The sequence below is a fragment of the Streptomyces anthophorae genome, from assembly GCF_049310305.1.
Classification (GTDB): domain Bacteria; phylum Actinomycetota; class Actinomycetes; order Streptomycetales; family Streptomycetaceae; genus Streptomyces.
This window is the reverse complement of record NZ_JBLWQQ010000001.1, coordinates 6,919,782-6,934,291: the sequence shown is the minus strand read 5'-3', so window position 1 is coordinate 6,934,291 and position 14,510 is coordinate 6,919,782. Positions and strand designations below refer to the sequence as shown.

Genomic DNA, 14,510 nt, shown 5'->3' with positions numbered 1-14,510 from the left:
TCACAGCACTCCCATCAGGGGGCCGCCCGGCAGGGGCACGCCGAGCAGGTTGTTGAAGAGGACGAAGGTGAGCAGGGAGAGGCCCGCGGCGATCAGGGGGTCGCGGGTGAGGTGGCGGCTGCCGAGCGCGTACGCGGCGCCCCAGAACAGCAGCGCGCCCGCGAGCGGGAAGCCGAGCGGTTCGATGAGGACGGCGGTGGCGAGGAAGACGCCGGCGAGCAGCAGCACGGTGCGCCAGTCGGCGGGTTCGGACAGGTCGATGTCCTCGCCGGCCTCGGCCTCTCCCCTGCCGCCGCGCAGGACGTCGACGGCGAGCAGGACGGCGACGGCGAGGAGGCCGATGCCGACGACGACGGGGACGGTCTTCGGTCCTACGGGTCCGCGCTGGGCGATGTCGACGTTCATGGTGAGCGCGTCGGTGAGGACGAGCACGCCGAGCACCAGGAGGAGTACGCAGACGCCGAGTTCGGAGTGTGCGCGCAGCCAGGACGTGCGCGTGCCCTCGTCGGGGCGGGTGTCGGTGGCGGTCGCGGGCTCTACCGGGTTCACAGGCCAAGCTCCTTCAGTACGGACACGACCCGCTTGTCCTCGGCGTCGAGGAAGGTCCCGAAGTCGTCGCCGACGAGGAAGGCGTCGTCCCAGCCGTTCGTCTTCAGCGACTTCTTCCACTCCTTGGAGGCGTGCAGCTTCCGTACGAGGTGGGTGAGTTTGTCCCGTTCGGCGCCGGACAGGCCGGGCGGGGCGACGATGCCGCGCCAGTTGGTGAAGTCGACGTCGTAGCCGGACTCCTTGAGCGTGGGTCCGTCGAGGCCGGGGGCGCGTTCGGGCCCGGTGACGGCGAGGAGGCGCAGTTCGCCGCTCTTGATCTGGTCGAGGTATTCGCCGACGCCGGAGACGCCGAAGGCGACCTTGTTGCCGAGGATGGAGGCGAGGAGTTCGCCGCCGCCGTCGAACGGGACGTAGTTGACCTTCTTGGGCTGGATGCCGGCGGCGCGTGCCATCAGCATGGGGGCCAGGTGGTCGGGGCCGCCGGGCGAGGAGCCGCCGCCGACGGGCAGCTTGCCGGGGTTCTTCTTCCAGGCGTCGATGAGCTGCTTGATGTTCTTGTACGGGGAGTCCTTCGCGACCACGACGACATCGGGCTCCTCGGTGAGCCGGGCGATGGGTGTGGTGTCGGCGAGGGTCTTCGGGGAGTGGTTGGAGCGGGCGGCTCCGACGACGCCGAGGCCCATGGACATGGCGAGCTTGCCGTTGCCGTGTTCGCCGACGAGGCGGGTGAGGCCTACGGTGCCGCCGGCGCCGGGCAGGTTGAACACCTCGATGTTGTGGGTGAGTCCGGCGTCCTCGGCGTTCTTGGCGGCGGTGCGTGCGGTGATGTCGTAGCCGCCGCCGGGGGTGTTGGGGACCATGAGGCGCAGGCCGGGGATCTGGGTGCCGGTGTCGGCGCCGCTGCCCGTGGTGAGCAGCGGCGGCGCCACCAGGACGAGCAGCGCGGCCCCGAGCAGGGCGAGGGGTGTGCGCAGGCGCACGTGTGCCACCTACTTCTTGGGTTCGTTTTGACGGTGGGTTGGTTGTGAGGTGGCCCACATGTTGCCCACGCGTTAACAAGCTGTCTCCCTTCCGCAAGCAACGAACGTTGTGGTCGTTCTGGTCGCGCACCTACTCTGCGCCAGTGACAAAGGTCTTGATCAAAGTCTTGATCGTGGACGACGACTTCATGGTCGCGAAGCTGCACAGCCGGTACGTGTCCGCGATGGACGGGTTCGTGGTGGCCGGGGTGGCGCACAGCGGCGCGGAGGCGCTGCGCGCGGCCGAGTCGCTGCGGCCCGATCTGGTGCTGCTCGACGTGTATTTGCCGGACATGGACGGCATCGAGGTGTTGCGTGCGCTGCGTGCCGCGGAGGAGCGGGACGCGGGCCGGACGCCGGTGGACGCGCTGTTCATCACGGCGGCGCGGGACGCGGAGGTGGTGCGGGCGGCGCTGCGTGCGGGGGCGCTGCACTATCTGATCAAGCCGTTCAACCAGGCGGCGCTACAGGAGCAGTTGAGGCATGTGGCGGCGCTGCGGACCCGCCTCGACGATCTCGACGAGGCCCGCCAGGAGGACGTCGACCAGATCTTCGGGGCCCGTCCGCCGGGTTCGCGGGAGCTGCCGAAGGGGCTCGCGGCGCACACCGCGGATCTGGTGGAGCGGACGCTGCGGGCGCATCCGGCGGGGCTTTCGGCGACGGAGTGCGCGCAGGAGGCGGGCACGCTGTCGCGGGTGAGCGCGCGCCGCTATCTGGAGTTCTTCGCGGGTACGGGGCGGGCGCGGGTGTCGCTGCGGTACGGCGGGACGGGGCGTCCCGAGCGGCGGTACCGGTGGGTGTCCTGAAGGGCGTCGCAGGGGTGTTCTGAGGGGCGCTTCGACGGGGTGTCCTGAGGGGAGTCTGAGTGGCGTCTTAAGGGGGCCATAAAGATCCACTCGGAGCGCTCCCAGGGGCCTGACAGGGCGTTTTTTCGGGCTAACTTCCTTGCCGCAACCCCCAATGCACTCGAGCAAGGAGCACCCCCATGCCCGCATCCCGACGCAAGGTCACCGCGTTCGCCACGGTCGGCGCGATCCCCCTCGCGCTGACCGCCCTGTCCGCGACGCCGGCGGCAGCGCACGGCACGCTCGGCGATCCGGCCAGCCGGGTGGCCGCCTGTTACGCGGAGGGCGCCGAGAGCCCGACGTCGGCGGCGTGCAAGGCGGCGGTCGCCGAGGGCGGCCCGCAGGCCCTGTACGACTGGAACGGCATCCGGGACGGCGAGGCGGCCGGCAAGCACCAGGAGAACATCCCGGACGGCAAGCTGTGCTCGGCGAACTCCGAGGAGTTCAAGGGCATGGACCTGGCCCGCGACGACTGGCCCGCGACGAAGGTCTCGGCGGGCTCGTACACCTTCAAGTACAAGGTGACGGCCCAGCACAAGGGCACCTTCAACCTCTACATGACGAAGCAGGGCTACGACCCGTCGAAGCCGCTGAAGTGGTCCGACCTGGACCTGGAGAACCCGGTCGCGACGAAGACGGACCCGACGGCTTCGGGCGGCTACTACACGTTCTCCGGGAAGCTCCCGGACCGCACGGGCCGTCAGCTGGTCTACGGGATCTGGCAGCGCTCGGACAGCCCGGAGGCGTTCTACTCCTGCTCGGACGTGACGTACGGCGGCGCGTCCACGGCCTCCGCCGCGTCCGAGCCCTCGGACCAGCAGATCGCCGCGGACGCCGACAAGTCGACCGTCGACCACAGCGGGATGGACATGGGCGACGACGCGCACGAGACCCACGAGTCGGCGTCGCCCGCCGCGGGTGACGCCAACGCGCCTGCCGCGCAAGGTGGTTCGCAGAACCTCGCGGAGACGGGTGGCGACTCCACGACCCCGTACATCGCGATGGGTGGCGCGGCGGCGCTGGCGATCGGGGCGGCGGGGCTGTTCGCGTCGATGCGGCGTCGCGCCGCGGGTGGCCGTCACGGCCGCTGAGCCGCGTCTTTCAGGTCGCCGTGCTTGACGTCTCGGGGCTCTGCCCCGGGCCCCGCTGCTCAATCGCCGCAGGGGCTTGAAATGCAGGGGCTCAGGCCGCCGCCGGTCGCGCCGCGTCGGGGCCGAACTTGGTCCGGACGGAGTCGACGGCGGCCTCGATGCGGCGGTCCCGCTCGTCGGTCGGGTCGAACAGGAGCTGGCGGGGGGCCAGTTCGGCCGCGACGAGCTGCTCGGCCCGCAGCGCGAAGGAGCGGACCCGGGCCCGTTGCAGCCCGAGCCGCTCATGGAGCTCGTACGCGAGCGAGGTCAGCGTCGGGGTATGGGCGGACGCCTCACGCAGGGTGCGGGTGCGCGTGGTCGTGCTGCGGTCCGCGTAGCGCACGGTGAGGGTGAGGGAGCGGGTCGTCTGCTCCTCGGCGCGCAGCCGCAGGCCGAGCCGGTCGGTGAGCGCGAGCAGTGCGGCGCGCTGCCGGTCGCGGTCCAACTCGTCCTGCGGGAAGTCGTGTTCGACGCGGATCGAGCGGGCCGGGGCCGCCGGGACCACCGGCGTCGGGTCGAGGCCGCGGGCCGCGTCGTACAGCTTGCGCCCCGCCGCGGCGCCGAGGATCCGTTGCAGGGTGCCGAGCGGCGCGGCGGCGATCCGGCCGACGCTGTCGAGGCCGTACGAGGACAGGGTGCGGGCGGTGGCGGGCCCCACGCCGTGCAGGGCGGCGGCCGGTTTGTGGGCGAGGAAGGCGGTGACCGCGTCGAGGTCGTCGGGGAGTTCGCGGACGGCCGAGGGCGGGCCGTCGACGGCGACCATGCGGGCCAGCATCGGGTTGGCGGCGACGCCGATGGTGGAGCGGAGCCCGTACAGGCCTCCGGTACGGGCCCGGATCCGCTCGGCCAGAGCGGGCGCGTCCGTGCCGAAGTAGCGCAGGCTGCCCGTGACGTCGGCGAACGCGGCGTCCGGCGGCAGCGCCTGCACGAGGGGCGTGAACTCGGCGAGCAGGCCGAGCAGCCGGAGGTAGAGCTTCTCGTCCGCCAGGTCGTGGAAGTGGACGTACAGAATCTGCGACACCGGCGCCGACACTGAACCCGACACCGCCGTCTGCTCCTCGCTCTCCCTCGTCATCCCGCGCTCCCCGGACTCTGGTGCCACAACTTGCGGCTCTGCTTGACGGATTCGCCGGGTGGCTGGAGGTCCGCCCAGGGGTGCAGGTCGTAGCCCGTCTCCAGGCGGATGCTGCGACCGCCGTCCGCCGCCCCGCCGGCAGCGGGGCGCTCCTCGGTGAGCCGCTCGGTGACGGCCGACAGGCCTCCGGTGCGGCGCAGTTCTGCGAGTTCGGCCAGGTCCCAGGCGGCGGAGCCGGTGACCGAGAGCGCCTTGCCGCTGCCGCCGCCGCGACGCTGCACCACGCCGCGCACGAGGAGCAGCCAGGAGTGGAAGACGGTGTGCGCGGCCGCGTCGTGGCTGTCCTCGAAGAACGCGCAGTCGACAAGGCCCGAGGTGTCGTCGAGCGTCGTGAAGATGACGCGCTTGCCGGAGCGGACCGGTGGTGTCTGCACGGCGCCCTTCGCCCCGGCGACCAGGACCACCTGTCCGTGCGGCAGGTCCTTCAGCCGGTGCGCGGAGGCCACGCCGAGTTCGTCGAGCAACTCCCGGTGGTCGCCCAGGAGATGGCGCGAGGTGTCCATGCCGAGCACGCCGAGCTCGGCGCCGAGCCGTTCGGCGTCGTCGAGGTCGGGGAGCTGGGCGGGGGCCACCTCGGCGGGGGCCTCCCCCGTCTCACCGAGCGCCAACTGCCCCTGTGCGCCGGTTCGTTGGCCCCGATGCGACTCGGCGATGTGCAGCATCAGGTCCCGCCGGTTGCGCCCGAAGGCGTCCAGCGCGCCGACCTGCGCGAGCCGTTCGGCGACCGGCCGGGACGGGCGGGCGCGGGAGAGGAAGTCCTGGAGCGAGACATAGGGGCGCCCCGTCACGATCCGCTCCGCCTCGGCCTCGCTCATGCCGCGCACATCGCCGAGCGCGAGCCGGAGGCCGTGCACCAAAGATGCCCCCTCTCCACCATTTACGTCAGACACCAGTTCGATTCGATAGGCCGGATCCGACGCGTTCACATCGAGCGGCAGCACCGGCACCCCCCACCGCCGCGCGTCCGCGAGCAGCAGCCGCTTCGGGTACATGCCGGGGTCGTGCGTGAGCAGCCCGGCGTAGAACGCGGCCGGGTGGTGCGCCTTCAGCCACGCCGACTGGTACGAGGGCACGGCGAACGCGACGGCGTGCGCCTTGCAGAACCCGTACGCGCCGAACGCCTCGATGATCTCCCAGGTCCGCGCCACGACCTCCTCCTCGTAGCCGCGCCCGCGGGCCCGCTGTTCGAACCAGGCGCGCACCCGACCGACCTGGTCCGCCTTCGACAGGGCCCGCCGCGTGTAGTCGCCGAAGGCGAGGCCGCACCCGGTCATGACGTGCAGCATCCTGATGATCTGCTCGTGGAAGACGACCACGCCGCACGTCTCCTCCAGCGCCTCCTTCAGATCCGGATGCGGGTACGCGGGCGCCTGCTTTCCGTGCCGTGCCTTGATGAACGGGTCGACCATGTTGGCCGCGACCGGCCCCGGGCGGAACAGCGAGATGTCCACGACCAGGTCGTGGAAGGTCTCGGGCAGCAGCCGCGCGAGCAGATCGCGCTGGCCCGGCGACTCGGTCTGGAAACAGCCCAAGGTCTGCGAGGACTTGATGAGTTGATACGTCTTCGGGTCGCCCGGCGGCACCTGCGCCGGATCGTCCAGGTCGATGCGGCGGCCGCTCACCCGCTCGATCTCCTGGACGGAGTGCGCCATCGCGGACTGCATCCGCACCCCGAGGACGTCGAGCTTGAGCAGCCCGAGGTCCTCCACGTCCTCCTTGTCGAACTGGGACATGGGAAAGCCCTCGGTGCTGGTCGGCACGACGGGGGTGCGGCGCAGCAGGGACGTGTCGGAGAGCAGCACCCCGCACGGGTGCATGGCGATCCCGCGGGGCAGCGCGTCGAGCGCCTCGACCAGGTCCCACATCCGGCTCCCGCCGTGCGCCTCGGGGTCGATGCCGCGCAGTTCGGGGAGTTCCTGGAGCGCGGAGCGGGCGTCGCGGGCGCGGATGTGCGGGAAGGACTTGGCGAGCCGGTCCACCTCGGCCGGTTCCATGCCGAGGGCGAGGCCCACGTCCCGTACGGCATGGCGGACCCGGTAGGTCTCCGGCATGGACACGGTGGCCACCCGCTCGGGTCCGAAGCGGTCCAGGATCGTCCGGTAGACCTCCAGGCGGCGGGCGGACTCCACGTCGATGTCGATGTCGGGCAGCTCCATGCGCTGCTCGGACAGGAAGCGCTCCATGAGGAGCCCGTGTTCGACCGGGTCGGCGGTGGCGATGCCGAGGAGGTGATTGACGAGTGAGCCCGCACCGGAGCCGCGCGCGGCGACCCGGATACCCAACTCGCGTGTATCGGCGACCACTTGGGCGACGGTGAGGAAGTACGAGGCGTAGCCGAGCCGTTCGATCAGGCCCAGCTCGTCCTCGAGACGCTCCCAGTACCGGCGCTTGTAGTCGTAGCGGCGGGACAGCATCGCGGCGTCGCAGCGCGAGCGAAGGACCCGGTCGGGGGTGCGCCGGGCGGCGCCGACAAGGTCCGGTTCGGGGAAGTGGACGCGGCCGAGCCCCAGGTCGTCCTCGGGGTCGACGCGGCAGGCGGCGGCGGTGTCCTCGGTGACGGCGAGGAGGCGGCGCGCGGTGTTCTCGCGGTAGCCGGCGGCCTCGGACACCTTCAGGGCGATGGCGGCCATGTCGGCGGCGGGCTTGAGCCAGCGTTCGCCGCTGTCGAGGGCGCCGCGCGGGTCGATCGGCACCAGGCGGCGCGCGGAGTCGAGGACGTCCGCGACCGGCCCCTGTCCGGCGTCGGCGTAGCGGACGGCGTTGCTGAGGACGGGGAGGATCCCCTGGTCCGCGGCGAAGCCGAGGGCGCGGGCGGCATGGCGCAGCGAGCCGGGTCCTGTGCCGCTCAGGCCGTGGGAGACGACCTCGATGCGCAGTGCCGTGCTGCCGTACCGCTCCCGCCAGGGCGCGAGCAGCCGGGCCGCGCGGTCCGGGCGGCCCGCGGCGAGCGCGCGGCCGACGTCCGAGTCGGGGCCGAGGAGTACGACGACGTGGTCCGCCCCCAGTACGTCCCACGGCAGCAGCGGGCGGCGGCCGTCCCCCGCGTCGCGGTGGGCCGCGGTGACGAGCCGGCACAGTTCGGCCCAGCCGTCCGCGCCGTCCCGTGCGAGGAACGTCACGCGCTGCGCCGACTCGTCGACGAAGGCGCCGCCCCTGGCCGGTGCGCGCCGCCGTTCGGTGCGCTCGGCCGCCGCGGCTCTCTCGGGGGGCCCGGCCACCGCGAGGTCCACCCCGAACAGCGGGCGGATGCCGGCCCGGCCCGCGGCCTTGGCGAAGCGGACGGCGCCGCCGAGGGTGTCCCGGTCGGTCAGGGCGAGGGCGTCGAGGCCGCGCTCGGCGGCCCGCTCGGCGAGCGCGTCCGGGTGCGAGGCCCCGTACCGAAGGGAGAAGCCTGAGGCGGTGTGCAGATGCGTAAAGCCCCGCATCCGAACCACCTCGCCACTACTCCCCCCTCTGTACGACCTGCCACACCAGCCCCATCAGGGCCGATGCCCTCACCGTAAACCATGTTCGAATACTTGTGCGAGTCGAAACGGCCACCCGGAATCCGGCCACCCAGGAACCCGCCCCACCCGTTCGGCCCTCCCCGACTGCATGACCCGGGGCTGCGCCCGAGCGTTGAGGCATGAAGTTCGCCGAAGAGTTCAAGAACGCCGTCACCCCCCGAGCCGCGCTCCTCGTCATCGGTGTCCTGGCTCTCCAGCTCCTGTTCATCACCTCCTACGTGGGGGCGCTGCACAATCCGAAACCGAAGGACGTCGCGTTCGGCGTCGTCGCGCCGCAGCCCGCGGCGGCGAAACAGCTCGCGCAGCAGCTGGACAAGCTGCCGGGCTCCCCGCTCGACGCGCGGGTGGTCGACGACGCGAAGAGCGCGCGCGAGCAGATCCTGAACCGGGAGATCGACGGCGCCCTGGTGTTCAAGGCGAAGGGCGCGCAGGACACCCTCTACGTCGCGTCCGGCGGCGGCACCGTCCTGGCGTCCGCCCTTGAGGGCCTGGCCACCACGATCGACGCCCAGCAGCAGCGCACGGTGAAGACCGTCGACGTGGCGCCGGCGTCGGCGCAGGACTTCGACGGCCTCTCGGCCTTCTACCTCGTCGTCGGCTGGTGCGTCGGCGGCTATCTGTGCGCGTCGATCATGTCGATCAGCGCCGGGTCCAAGCCGGCGAGCCCGCAGCGCGCCGCCATCCGGCTCGGTTCGCTCGCGGTCTTCGCGGTCGTGGGCGGCATCGGCGGCTCACTGATCATCGGCGACTCGATCCTGGGCGCGCTGCCGGGCTCCTTCTGGGGCCTTGCCGGGCTCGGCGCGCTCATCACCTTCGCGGTCGGGGCGATCACCCTCGCCCTGGTGGAGCTGGCCGGCATCGTCGGCATCGGTCTCGCGGTGCTGATCGTCGTCGTCGCAGGCAACCCGAGCGCGGGCGGCGCCTTCCCGCTGCCGATGCTGCCGCCGTTCTGGCAGGCGATCGGCCCCTGGCTGCCACCGGGCGCGGGCACCTGGGCGGCCCGCTCCATCGCCTACTTCAAGGGCAACGACCTCACCCAGTCGCTGCTCGTCCTGTCGGCCTGGGCCGTGGCGGGTGTGCTGGTGACGCTGCTGGTGTCGGGCCTGCGCGAGAAGCGCCGCGGCGTGCGCCCCGAGCCGACGGCGGAGCCCGCCGCGTCGTGACACGAGGCGGCGGGCGCGGCGCGGGGTGCTACTCGGCCCCGTAGTACGCCTGCCGCATCAGCCGCTTCATGTCGTCGATCATCGGCATCCGCGGGTTGGCGGGCGCGCACTGGTCGGCGTAGGCGTTCATGGCCTGCTGCGGCAGGGCCTCCATGAACGCCCGCTCGTCGACGCCCTCCGCCCGGAACGACGCCGGGATGCCGCACCGCTCGCGCAGCTCCTCGACCGCCCTCGCGTACGACTCCACGCCCTCCTCGGGGGTGGCGGCGGGCAGGCCGAGCATCTTGGCGATGTCCTGGAGCCGCTCGGGCGCCCGGTACGTCTCGGCCTTCGGCCACGGCGTCGCCTTGTACGAGACGGTGCCGTTGTGCCGGATGACGTGCGGCAGAAGCAGCGCGTTGGTGCGGCCGTGCGCGACGTGGAAGGTGTTGCCGAGGGTGTGCGCCATCGCGTGGACGAGGCCGAGAAAGGCGTTGGCGAAGGCCATGCCCGCGATGGTGGAGGCGTTGTGCATCCTCTCGCGCGCCTCGGGGTTCTTGGCGCCGTCCTTCACGCACGCTTCGAGGTTCTCGAAGATGAGCTTGATGGCCTGGAGGCACTGGCCGTCGGTGAAGTCGTTCGCGTACACGGAGACGTACGCCTCGGTGGCGTGGGTCAGCGCGTCGAAGCCGGAGTCGGCGGTGACGGTCGGCGGCAGGTCCATCGGCAGTGTCGGGTCGACGATCGCGACGTTCGGGGTGAGCGCGTAGTCGGCGAGGGGGTACTTCTGGGCGGCGGCCGGGTCGGAGATGACGGCGAAGGGGGTGACCTCGGAGCCGGTCCCGGAGGTGGTCGGGATCGCGACGAGCTTCGCCTTCTCCCCCAGTTGCGGGAACGTGTAGGCCCGCTTGCGGATGTCGAAGAACTTCTCCTTGGTGTCCGCGAACTCGATCTCCGGGTGCTCGTACATCAGCCACATGATCTTCGCGGCGTCCATCGGCGAACCACCGCCGAGCGCGACGATCGTGTCCGGCTCGAAGTCCCGCATGGCGGCGGCGCCCGCCTGCACGGTGGCCAGCTCCGGGTTCGGCTCGACGTTGTCGATGACCTGCAAAGTCACCGCTGTGGGGCGGGAGTTGAGGATGTCGCTGATCTTCCGTACGAAGCCGATGGCGCCCATCGTCTTGTCGGTGACGACGGTGACGCGGTGCACGTCGTCCATCTCGGCGAGGTACTTGACGGCGCCCCGCTCGAAGTAGATCTTCGGCGGGATCTTGTACCACTGCATGTTGGTGTTGCGCCGCCCGATCCGCTTGATGTTGACGAGGTTGACCGCGGAGACGTTGTTGGAGACCGAGTTGTGGCCGTAGGAGCCGCAGCCGAGCGTCAGCGACGGGACGAAGGCGTTGTAGACGTCGCCGATGCCGCCGAAGGTGGAGGGCGAGTTGACGATGACGCGGATCGCCTTGACGCGGCGCCCGAACTCCTCGGCCAGCTCCTCGTCCTCGGTGTGGATGGCGGCGGAGTGCCCGAGCCCGTTGAACTCGACCATCTGGGCGGCGAGTTCGATGCCGTGCTCGGTGTCGCGGGCCTTGAGGGCGGCGAGGACCGGGGAGAGCTTCTCGCGGGTGAGCGGCTCGTCCGGGCCGACCTCGGCGCACTCGGCGACGAGGATCGAGGTGTCCTCGGGGACCTCGAATCCGGCCTGTTCGGCGATCCAGGTCGCGGACTTGCCGACGACGGACGCGTTGAGCTTGGCGCCCGCGCAGTCGCTGCCGTGGGCGGTGGTGCCGAAGACGAACTCCTCCAGCTTGGCCTTCTCCGCGGCCGTCACCACGTGCGCCTTCAGCCGCTGGAGCTCGGCGATGCCGTCCTCGTAGATCTCCGCATCGAGGATGACGGCCTGCTCGGAGGCGCAGATCATGCCGTTGTCGAAGGCCTTGGAGAGCACGATGTCGTGAATGGCGCGCTGGAGCTTGGCGTCCTTCGCGACGTACGCGGGCACGTTGCCCGCGCCGACGCCGAGGGCGGGCTTTCCGCACGAGTAGGCGGCCTTGACCATGGCGTTCCCGCCGGTGGCGAGGATCGTGGAGACGCCCTCGTGGTTCATCAGAAGGCCCGTCGCCGCCATCGACGGCTCCTCGATCCACTGCACGCAGTGCGCGGGGGCGCCGGCCTCGACGGCCGCGTCGCGCACGATGCGGGCGGCCTCGGCGGAGCACTTCTGGGCGCTGGGGTGGAAGGCGAAGACGATCGGGTTGCGGGTCTTCAGGGCGATCAGCGCCTTGAAGATCGTGGTGGAGGTGGGGTTGGTGACGGGGGTCATCGCGCAGATGACGCCGACCGGTTCGGCGATCTCGGTGATGCCGCTGAGCTCGTCGCGGGAGATCACGCCTGCCGTCTTCAGGCCGCGCAGCGAGTTCACGACGTGCTCGCAGGCGAAGAGGTTCTTGACCGCCTTGTCCTCGAACAGGCCGCGGCCCGTCTCCTCGACGGCGGCCTTCGCCAGGTCGCCGTGGTGGGCGAGCGCCGCGAGCGACGCCTTCTTGACGATGTGGTCGACCTGTTCCTGGTCGTACATCTCGAACACCGCGAGCGCTTCGCGTGCTCCGGCGACCAGTTCGTCGACCGCCCCCTCGACATCCACGTCATCCACGACATCCACGGCAGGCTCCCTTTTCGTGCCTTTTCGCTGATGCCTCAATTCCACACCTTTACGCTCCGCTGAAGGGGCGGAGAACGGCCCTGACCTGCGGGACCAAAGTCCCTACGGGGGCGGGACACCACGAAAGAGCCCCGCCCCCGGTCTCCCGGGGGCGGGGCCCGAAGGCGTCAGCCGGTCAGCCGATTTCCGTGCCCGTGGCGGAGAGCGCCTCCGTCACCGGCTGGAAGAACGTCTCGCCGCCGGACGTGCAGTCGCCGCTGCCGCCGGAGGTGAGGCCGATCGCCGAGTCGCCCGAGAAGAGCGAGCCGCCGCTGTCACCGGGCTCGGCGCAGACGTCGGTCTGGATGAGACCGTTGACGATGTCGCCGTTGCCGTAGTTCACGGTGGCGTCGAGGCCCTTCACCGTGCCGTCGTGCACCTGCGTGGTGGAGCCGGAGCGGGTCACCTTCATGCCCACGGTCGCTTCCGCGGCCTTGGTGATCTGCTGCGCGGAACCGTTGTAGAGGTTGACCTCGCTGGGGTGGTCGACGCCGGACGCGTACTTCACGAGCCCGAAGTCGTTGTCCGGGAACTGGGAGTCGGCGTTGGTGCCGATCTCCTGGCCGCTGGAGTCCGTCCACGTGGAGATGGACTCGGTGCAGTGGCCCGCCGTGAGGAAGAACGGCTCGCCGCCCTTGGTCACGTTGAAGCCGAGGGAACAGCGGCCGCCGCCCCCGGTGATGGCGTCGCCGCCCGCGACGAACGGCTTGAACTCGCCCTGGCTGCGCTTGAGTTCGGCCTTGCCGCCGAGCTTCTCGACGACGCCGGTGAGCTGGTTCCAGTCGGCGCCCTTGACCGTGCGGTCGGCGGTGACGACGACCTTGTTGGTGGCGGGGTCGACGGCCCAGGAGGTGCCCGGGATGGTCGCGTCCTGCTTCAGGGTCGTCCGCGCGCCCTTCAGCTCGGCCAGCGAGTTCTGGACGACTCTGGCCTTCGCGCCGGCGGCCTGCGCCGTCTGCGCCGCGTCCTCGTTCAGGACGTTGACGACGAGCTGCTTGGTCTTGGCGTCGTAGTAGCTGCCCGCCGACTCCGCGCCCAGGTCCTTGGTCAGGCTCGAGGCGAGAGTTCCGGCCTTGGCGATCGAGAGCGTCCGGGGCGTCAGATCGGGAGCGTCGGTGCTGGCGTTCGCGGTCTGGAAGGTGATGCCCGCTGCGGCCAGGGCGAAGATTCCCGCTCCGACCACGGCGGCACGCCGCTTGGGTATGCGTCGGTGCTTCAACTCACGTCCTCCTGTGGGGGGTTGGGATACCGGTTCGAGTGGGGACGGACCGGATCCGTGAGGCTGACTGGGCCACTATCCCGACCGTCACAGGGAACACACAAGGTCGACTTCCGGACGCGCGTTCGCCAAACGTCGAACGCCCTTCACTCCTTCGGTGCGCCCCCGCGCCGCACGTCGATCCCCATTGCAAACACTCCGGGCACCCGGGGATGGGCGGAGGGTGAGGTCTAGTCCTGTCCGGATTTCGCCCCCGCCTGCCCACCGCTCACGGCGGGTTCGGGGGCCTCCGCCGCCCCCTTCTCCTCGAACACGGGGGCCTGCGCCCGCGCTTCGGTCAGCCCCGGCAGCGTCCCTTCGGCGAGCTGGGTGACGGCGGAGCGCGCCGCGTGCTCCGCGTCCCCCGGCGTGGCCCGCTCCAGGAAGCGCAGCAGCTCGACCGGGAACGGCAGCACCAGCGTCGAGTTCTTCTCGGCCGCGACCGCCACCACCGTCTGAAGGAGCCGCAGTTGCAGCGCGGCGGGCTGGTCGGACATCACGCCGGCCGCCTCGGCGAGCTTCTTCGATGCCTGAAGCTCGGCGTCGGCGTTGATGACGCGGGCCCGGCGCTCACGGTCCGCCTCGGCCTGCCGGGCCATCGAGCGCTTCATCGTCTCCGGCAGCGACACGTCCTTGATCTCGACCCGGTCGATCTGCACGCCCCAGCCCACGGCCGGACTGTCGATCATCAGCTCCAGGCCCTGGTTGAGCTTCTCCCGGTTCGACAGCAGATCGTCGAGGTCGCTCTTGCCGATGATGGAGCGCAGCGAGGTCTGCGCCATCTGGGACACCGCGAACCGGTAGTCCTCGACCTGCACCACGGCCTCGGCCGCGTCGACGACCTTGAAGTAGATGACGGCGTCCACCCGCACCGTGACGTTGTCCCGCGTGATGCCGTCCTGCGCGGGCACCGGCATCGTCACGATCTGCATGTTGACCTTACGGAGCCGGTCCACGAACGGCACGATCATCGTGAACCCCGGGCCGCGCACGGACCGGGTGAGCCGGCCGAGCCGGAACACCACCCCGCGCTCGTACTGCTTGACGACCCGCGCCGCGGACATCACGTAGACCCCGCCGGCACATGCGACGGCCACTCCCGCCGTCACCAGTTCCTCGACCATCTCACGGCCCCCCAGGGTCCGAAGTGGGCGCAAAAGGCGTGTACTTCGAAGGTAATCCCGTAAGGGGCACTTAGGGAGAGCCCCCGCCCGGCCGAAAT

10 protein-coding genes are annotated in these 14,510 nt (G+C 71.0%); 3 read left to right on the top strand and 7 right to left on the bottom strand.

Annotated elements, in window-relative coordinates; genetic code table 11:
• Both ACNYS0_RS31475 and ACNYS0_RS31470 read right to left on the bottom strand, forming a co-directional pair.
• On the bottom strand, positions 1–549 hold the full coding sequence (locus ACNYS0_RS31475) for a tripartite tricarboxylate transporter TctB family protein (protein ID WP_422478364.1): 549 nt from the start codon (positions 547–549) through the stop codon (positions 1–3).
• Entirely contained in the window at positions 546–1,529 is a 984-nt protein-coding gene (locus tag ACNYS0_RS31470; protein WP_422482828.1) for a Bug family tripartite tricarboxylate transporter substrate binding protein, read from the bottom strand. Before ACNYS0_RS31470 ends, ACNYS0_RS31475 begins: the two co-directional genes overlap by 4 nt.
• Positions 1,530–1,684: 155 nt before the next feature.
• On the opposite strand from ACNYS0_RS31470, the gene ACNYS0_RS31465 reads away from it, so the two are divergent.
• Both ACNYS0_RS31465 and ACNYS0_RS31460 read left to right on the top strand, forming a co-directional pair.
• Complete coding sequence (locus tag ACNYS0_RS31465) at positions 1,685–2,374, top strand: response regulator (RefSeq protein ID WP_422482827.1); 690 nt, start codon at positions 1,685–1,687, stop codon at positions 2,372–2,374.
• A gap of 179 nt (positions 2,375–2,553) precedes the next feature.
• Positions 2,554–3,504 carry a lytic polysaccharide monooxygenase auxiliary activity family 9 protein gene (locus ACNYS0_RS31460; RefSeq protein ID WP_422478362.1) on the top strand — a complete coding sequence of 317 codons (951 nt, stop codon included), beginning with the start codon at positions 2,554–2,556 and terminating at the stop codon, positions 3,502–3,504.
• A gap of 91 nt (positions 3,505–3,595) precedes the next feature.
• Here the strand turns inward: ACNYS0_RS31460 and ACNYS0_RS31455 are convergent, their stop codons facing one another.
• Positions 3,596–4,618, bottom strand: coding sequence for a DNA polymerase Y family protein (locus ACNYS0_RS31455; protein ID WP_422478360.1), 1,023 nt, complete (start codon positions 4,616–4,618; stop codon positions 3,596–3,598).
• Complete coding sequence (locus ACNYS0_RS31450) at positions 4,615–8,103, bottom strand: DNA polymerase III subunit alpha (RefSeq protein ID WP_422478358.1); 3,489 nt, start codon at positions 8,101–8,103, stop codon at positions 4,615–4,617. Before ACNYS0_RS31450 ends, ACNYS0_RS31455 begins: the two co-directional genes overlap by 4 nt.
• A 200-nt stretch (positions 8,104–8,303) precedes the next feature.
• Here ACNYS0_RS31450 and ACNYS0_RS31445 point away from each other — a divergent pair, with 200 nt between their 5' ends.
• The gene (locus ACNYS0_RS31445) at positions 8,304–9,347 is read left to right on the top strand and encodes a DUF3533 domain-containing protein (protein ID WP_422478356.1); all 1,044 of its coding nucleotides are present in this window, start codon (positions 8,304–8,306) and stop codon (positions 9,345–9,347) included.
• A gap of 28 nt (positions 9,348–9,375) precedes the next feature.
• On the opposite strand, the gene adhE is transcribed toward ACNYS0_RS31445, so the two are convergent.
• The 3 genes from adhE to ACNYS0_RS31430 all read right to left on the bottom strand — a co-directional run bounded on the left by adhE (position 9,376) and on the right by ACNYS0_RS31430 (position 14,412).
• Positions 9,376–11,991: a bifunctional acetaldehyde-CoA/alcohol dehydrogenase gene (gene adhE / locus ACNYS0_RS31440; RefSeq protein ID WP_422478354.1), complete on the bottom strand. Its 2,616-nt coding sequence runs from the start codon at positions 11,989–11,991 to the stop codon at positions 9,376–9,378.
• 175 nt (positions 11,992–12,166) lie between these two features.
• Positions 12,167–13,249 carry a S1 family peptidase gene (locus ACNYS0_RS31435; RefSeq protein ID WP_422478352.1) on the bottom strand — a complete coding sequence of 361 codons (1,083 nt, stop codon included), beginning with the start codon at positions 13,247–13,249 and terminating at the stop codon, positions 12,167–12,169.
• A 230-nt stretch (positions 13,250–13,479) separates the two neighbouring features.
• On the bottom strand, positions 13,480–14,412 hold the full coding sequence (locus tag ACNYS0_RS31430) for a slipin family protein (protein ID WP_422478350.1): 933 nt from the start codon (positions 14,410–14,412) through the stop codon (positions 13,480–13,482).
• Between the last annotated feature and the right edge of the window lie 98 nt (positions 14,413–14,510).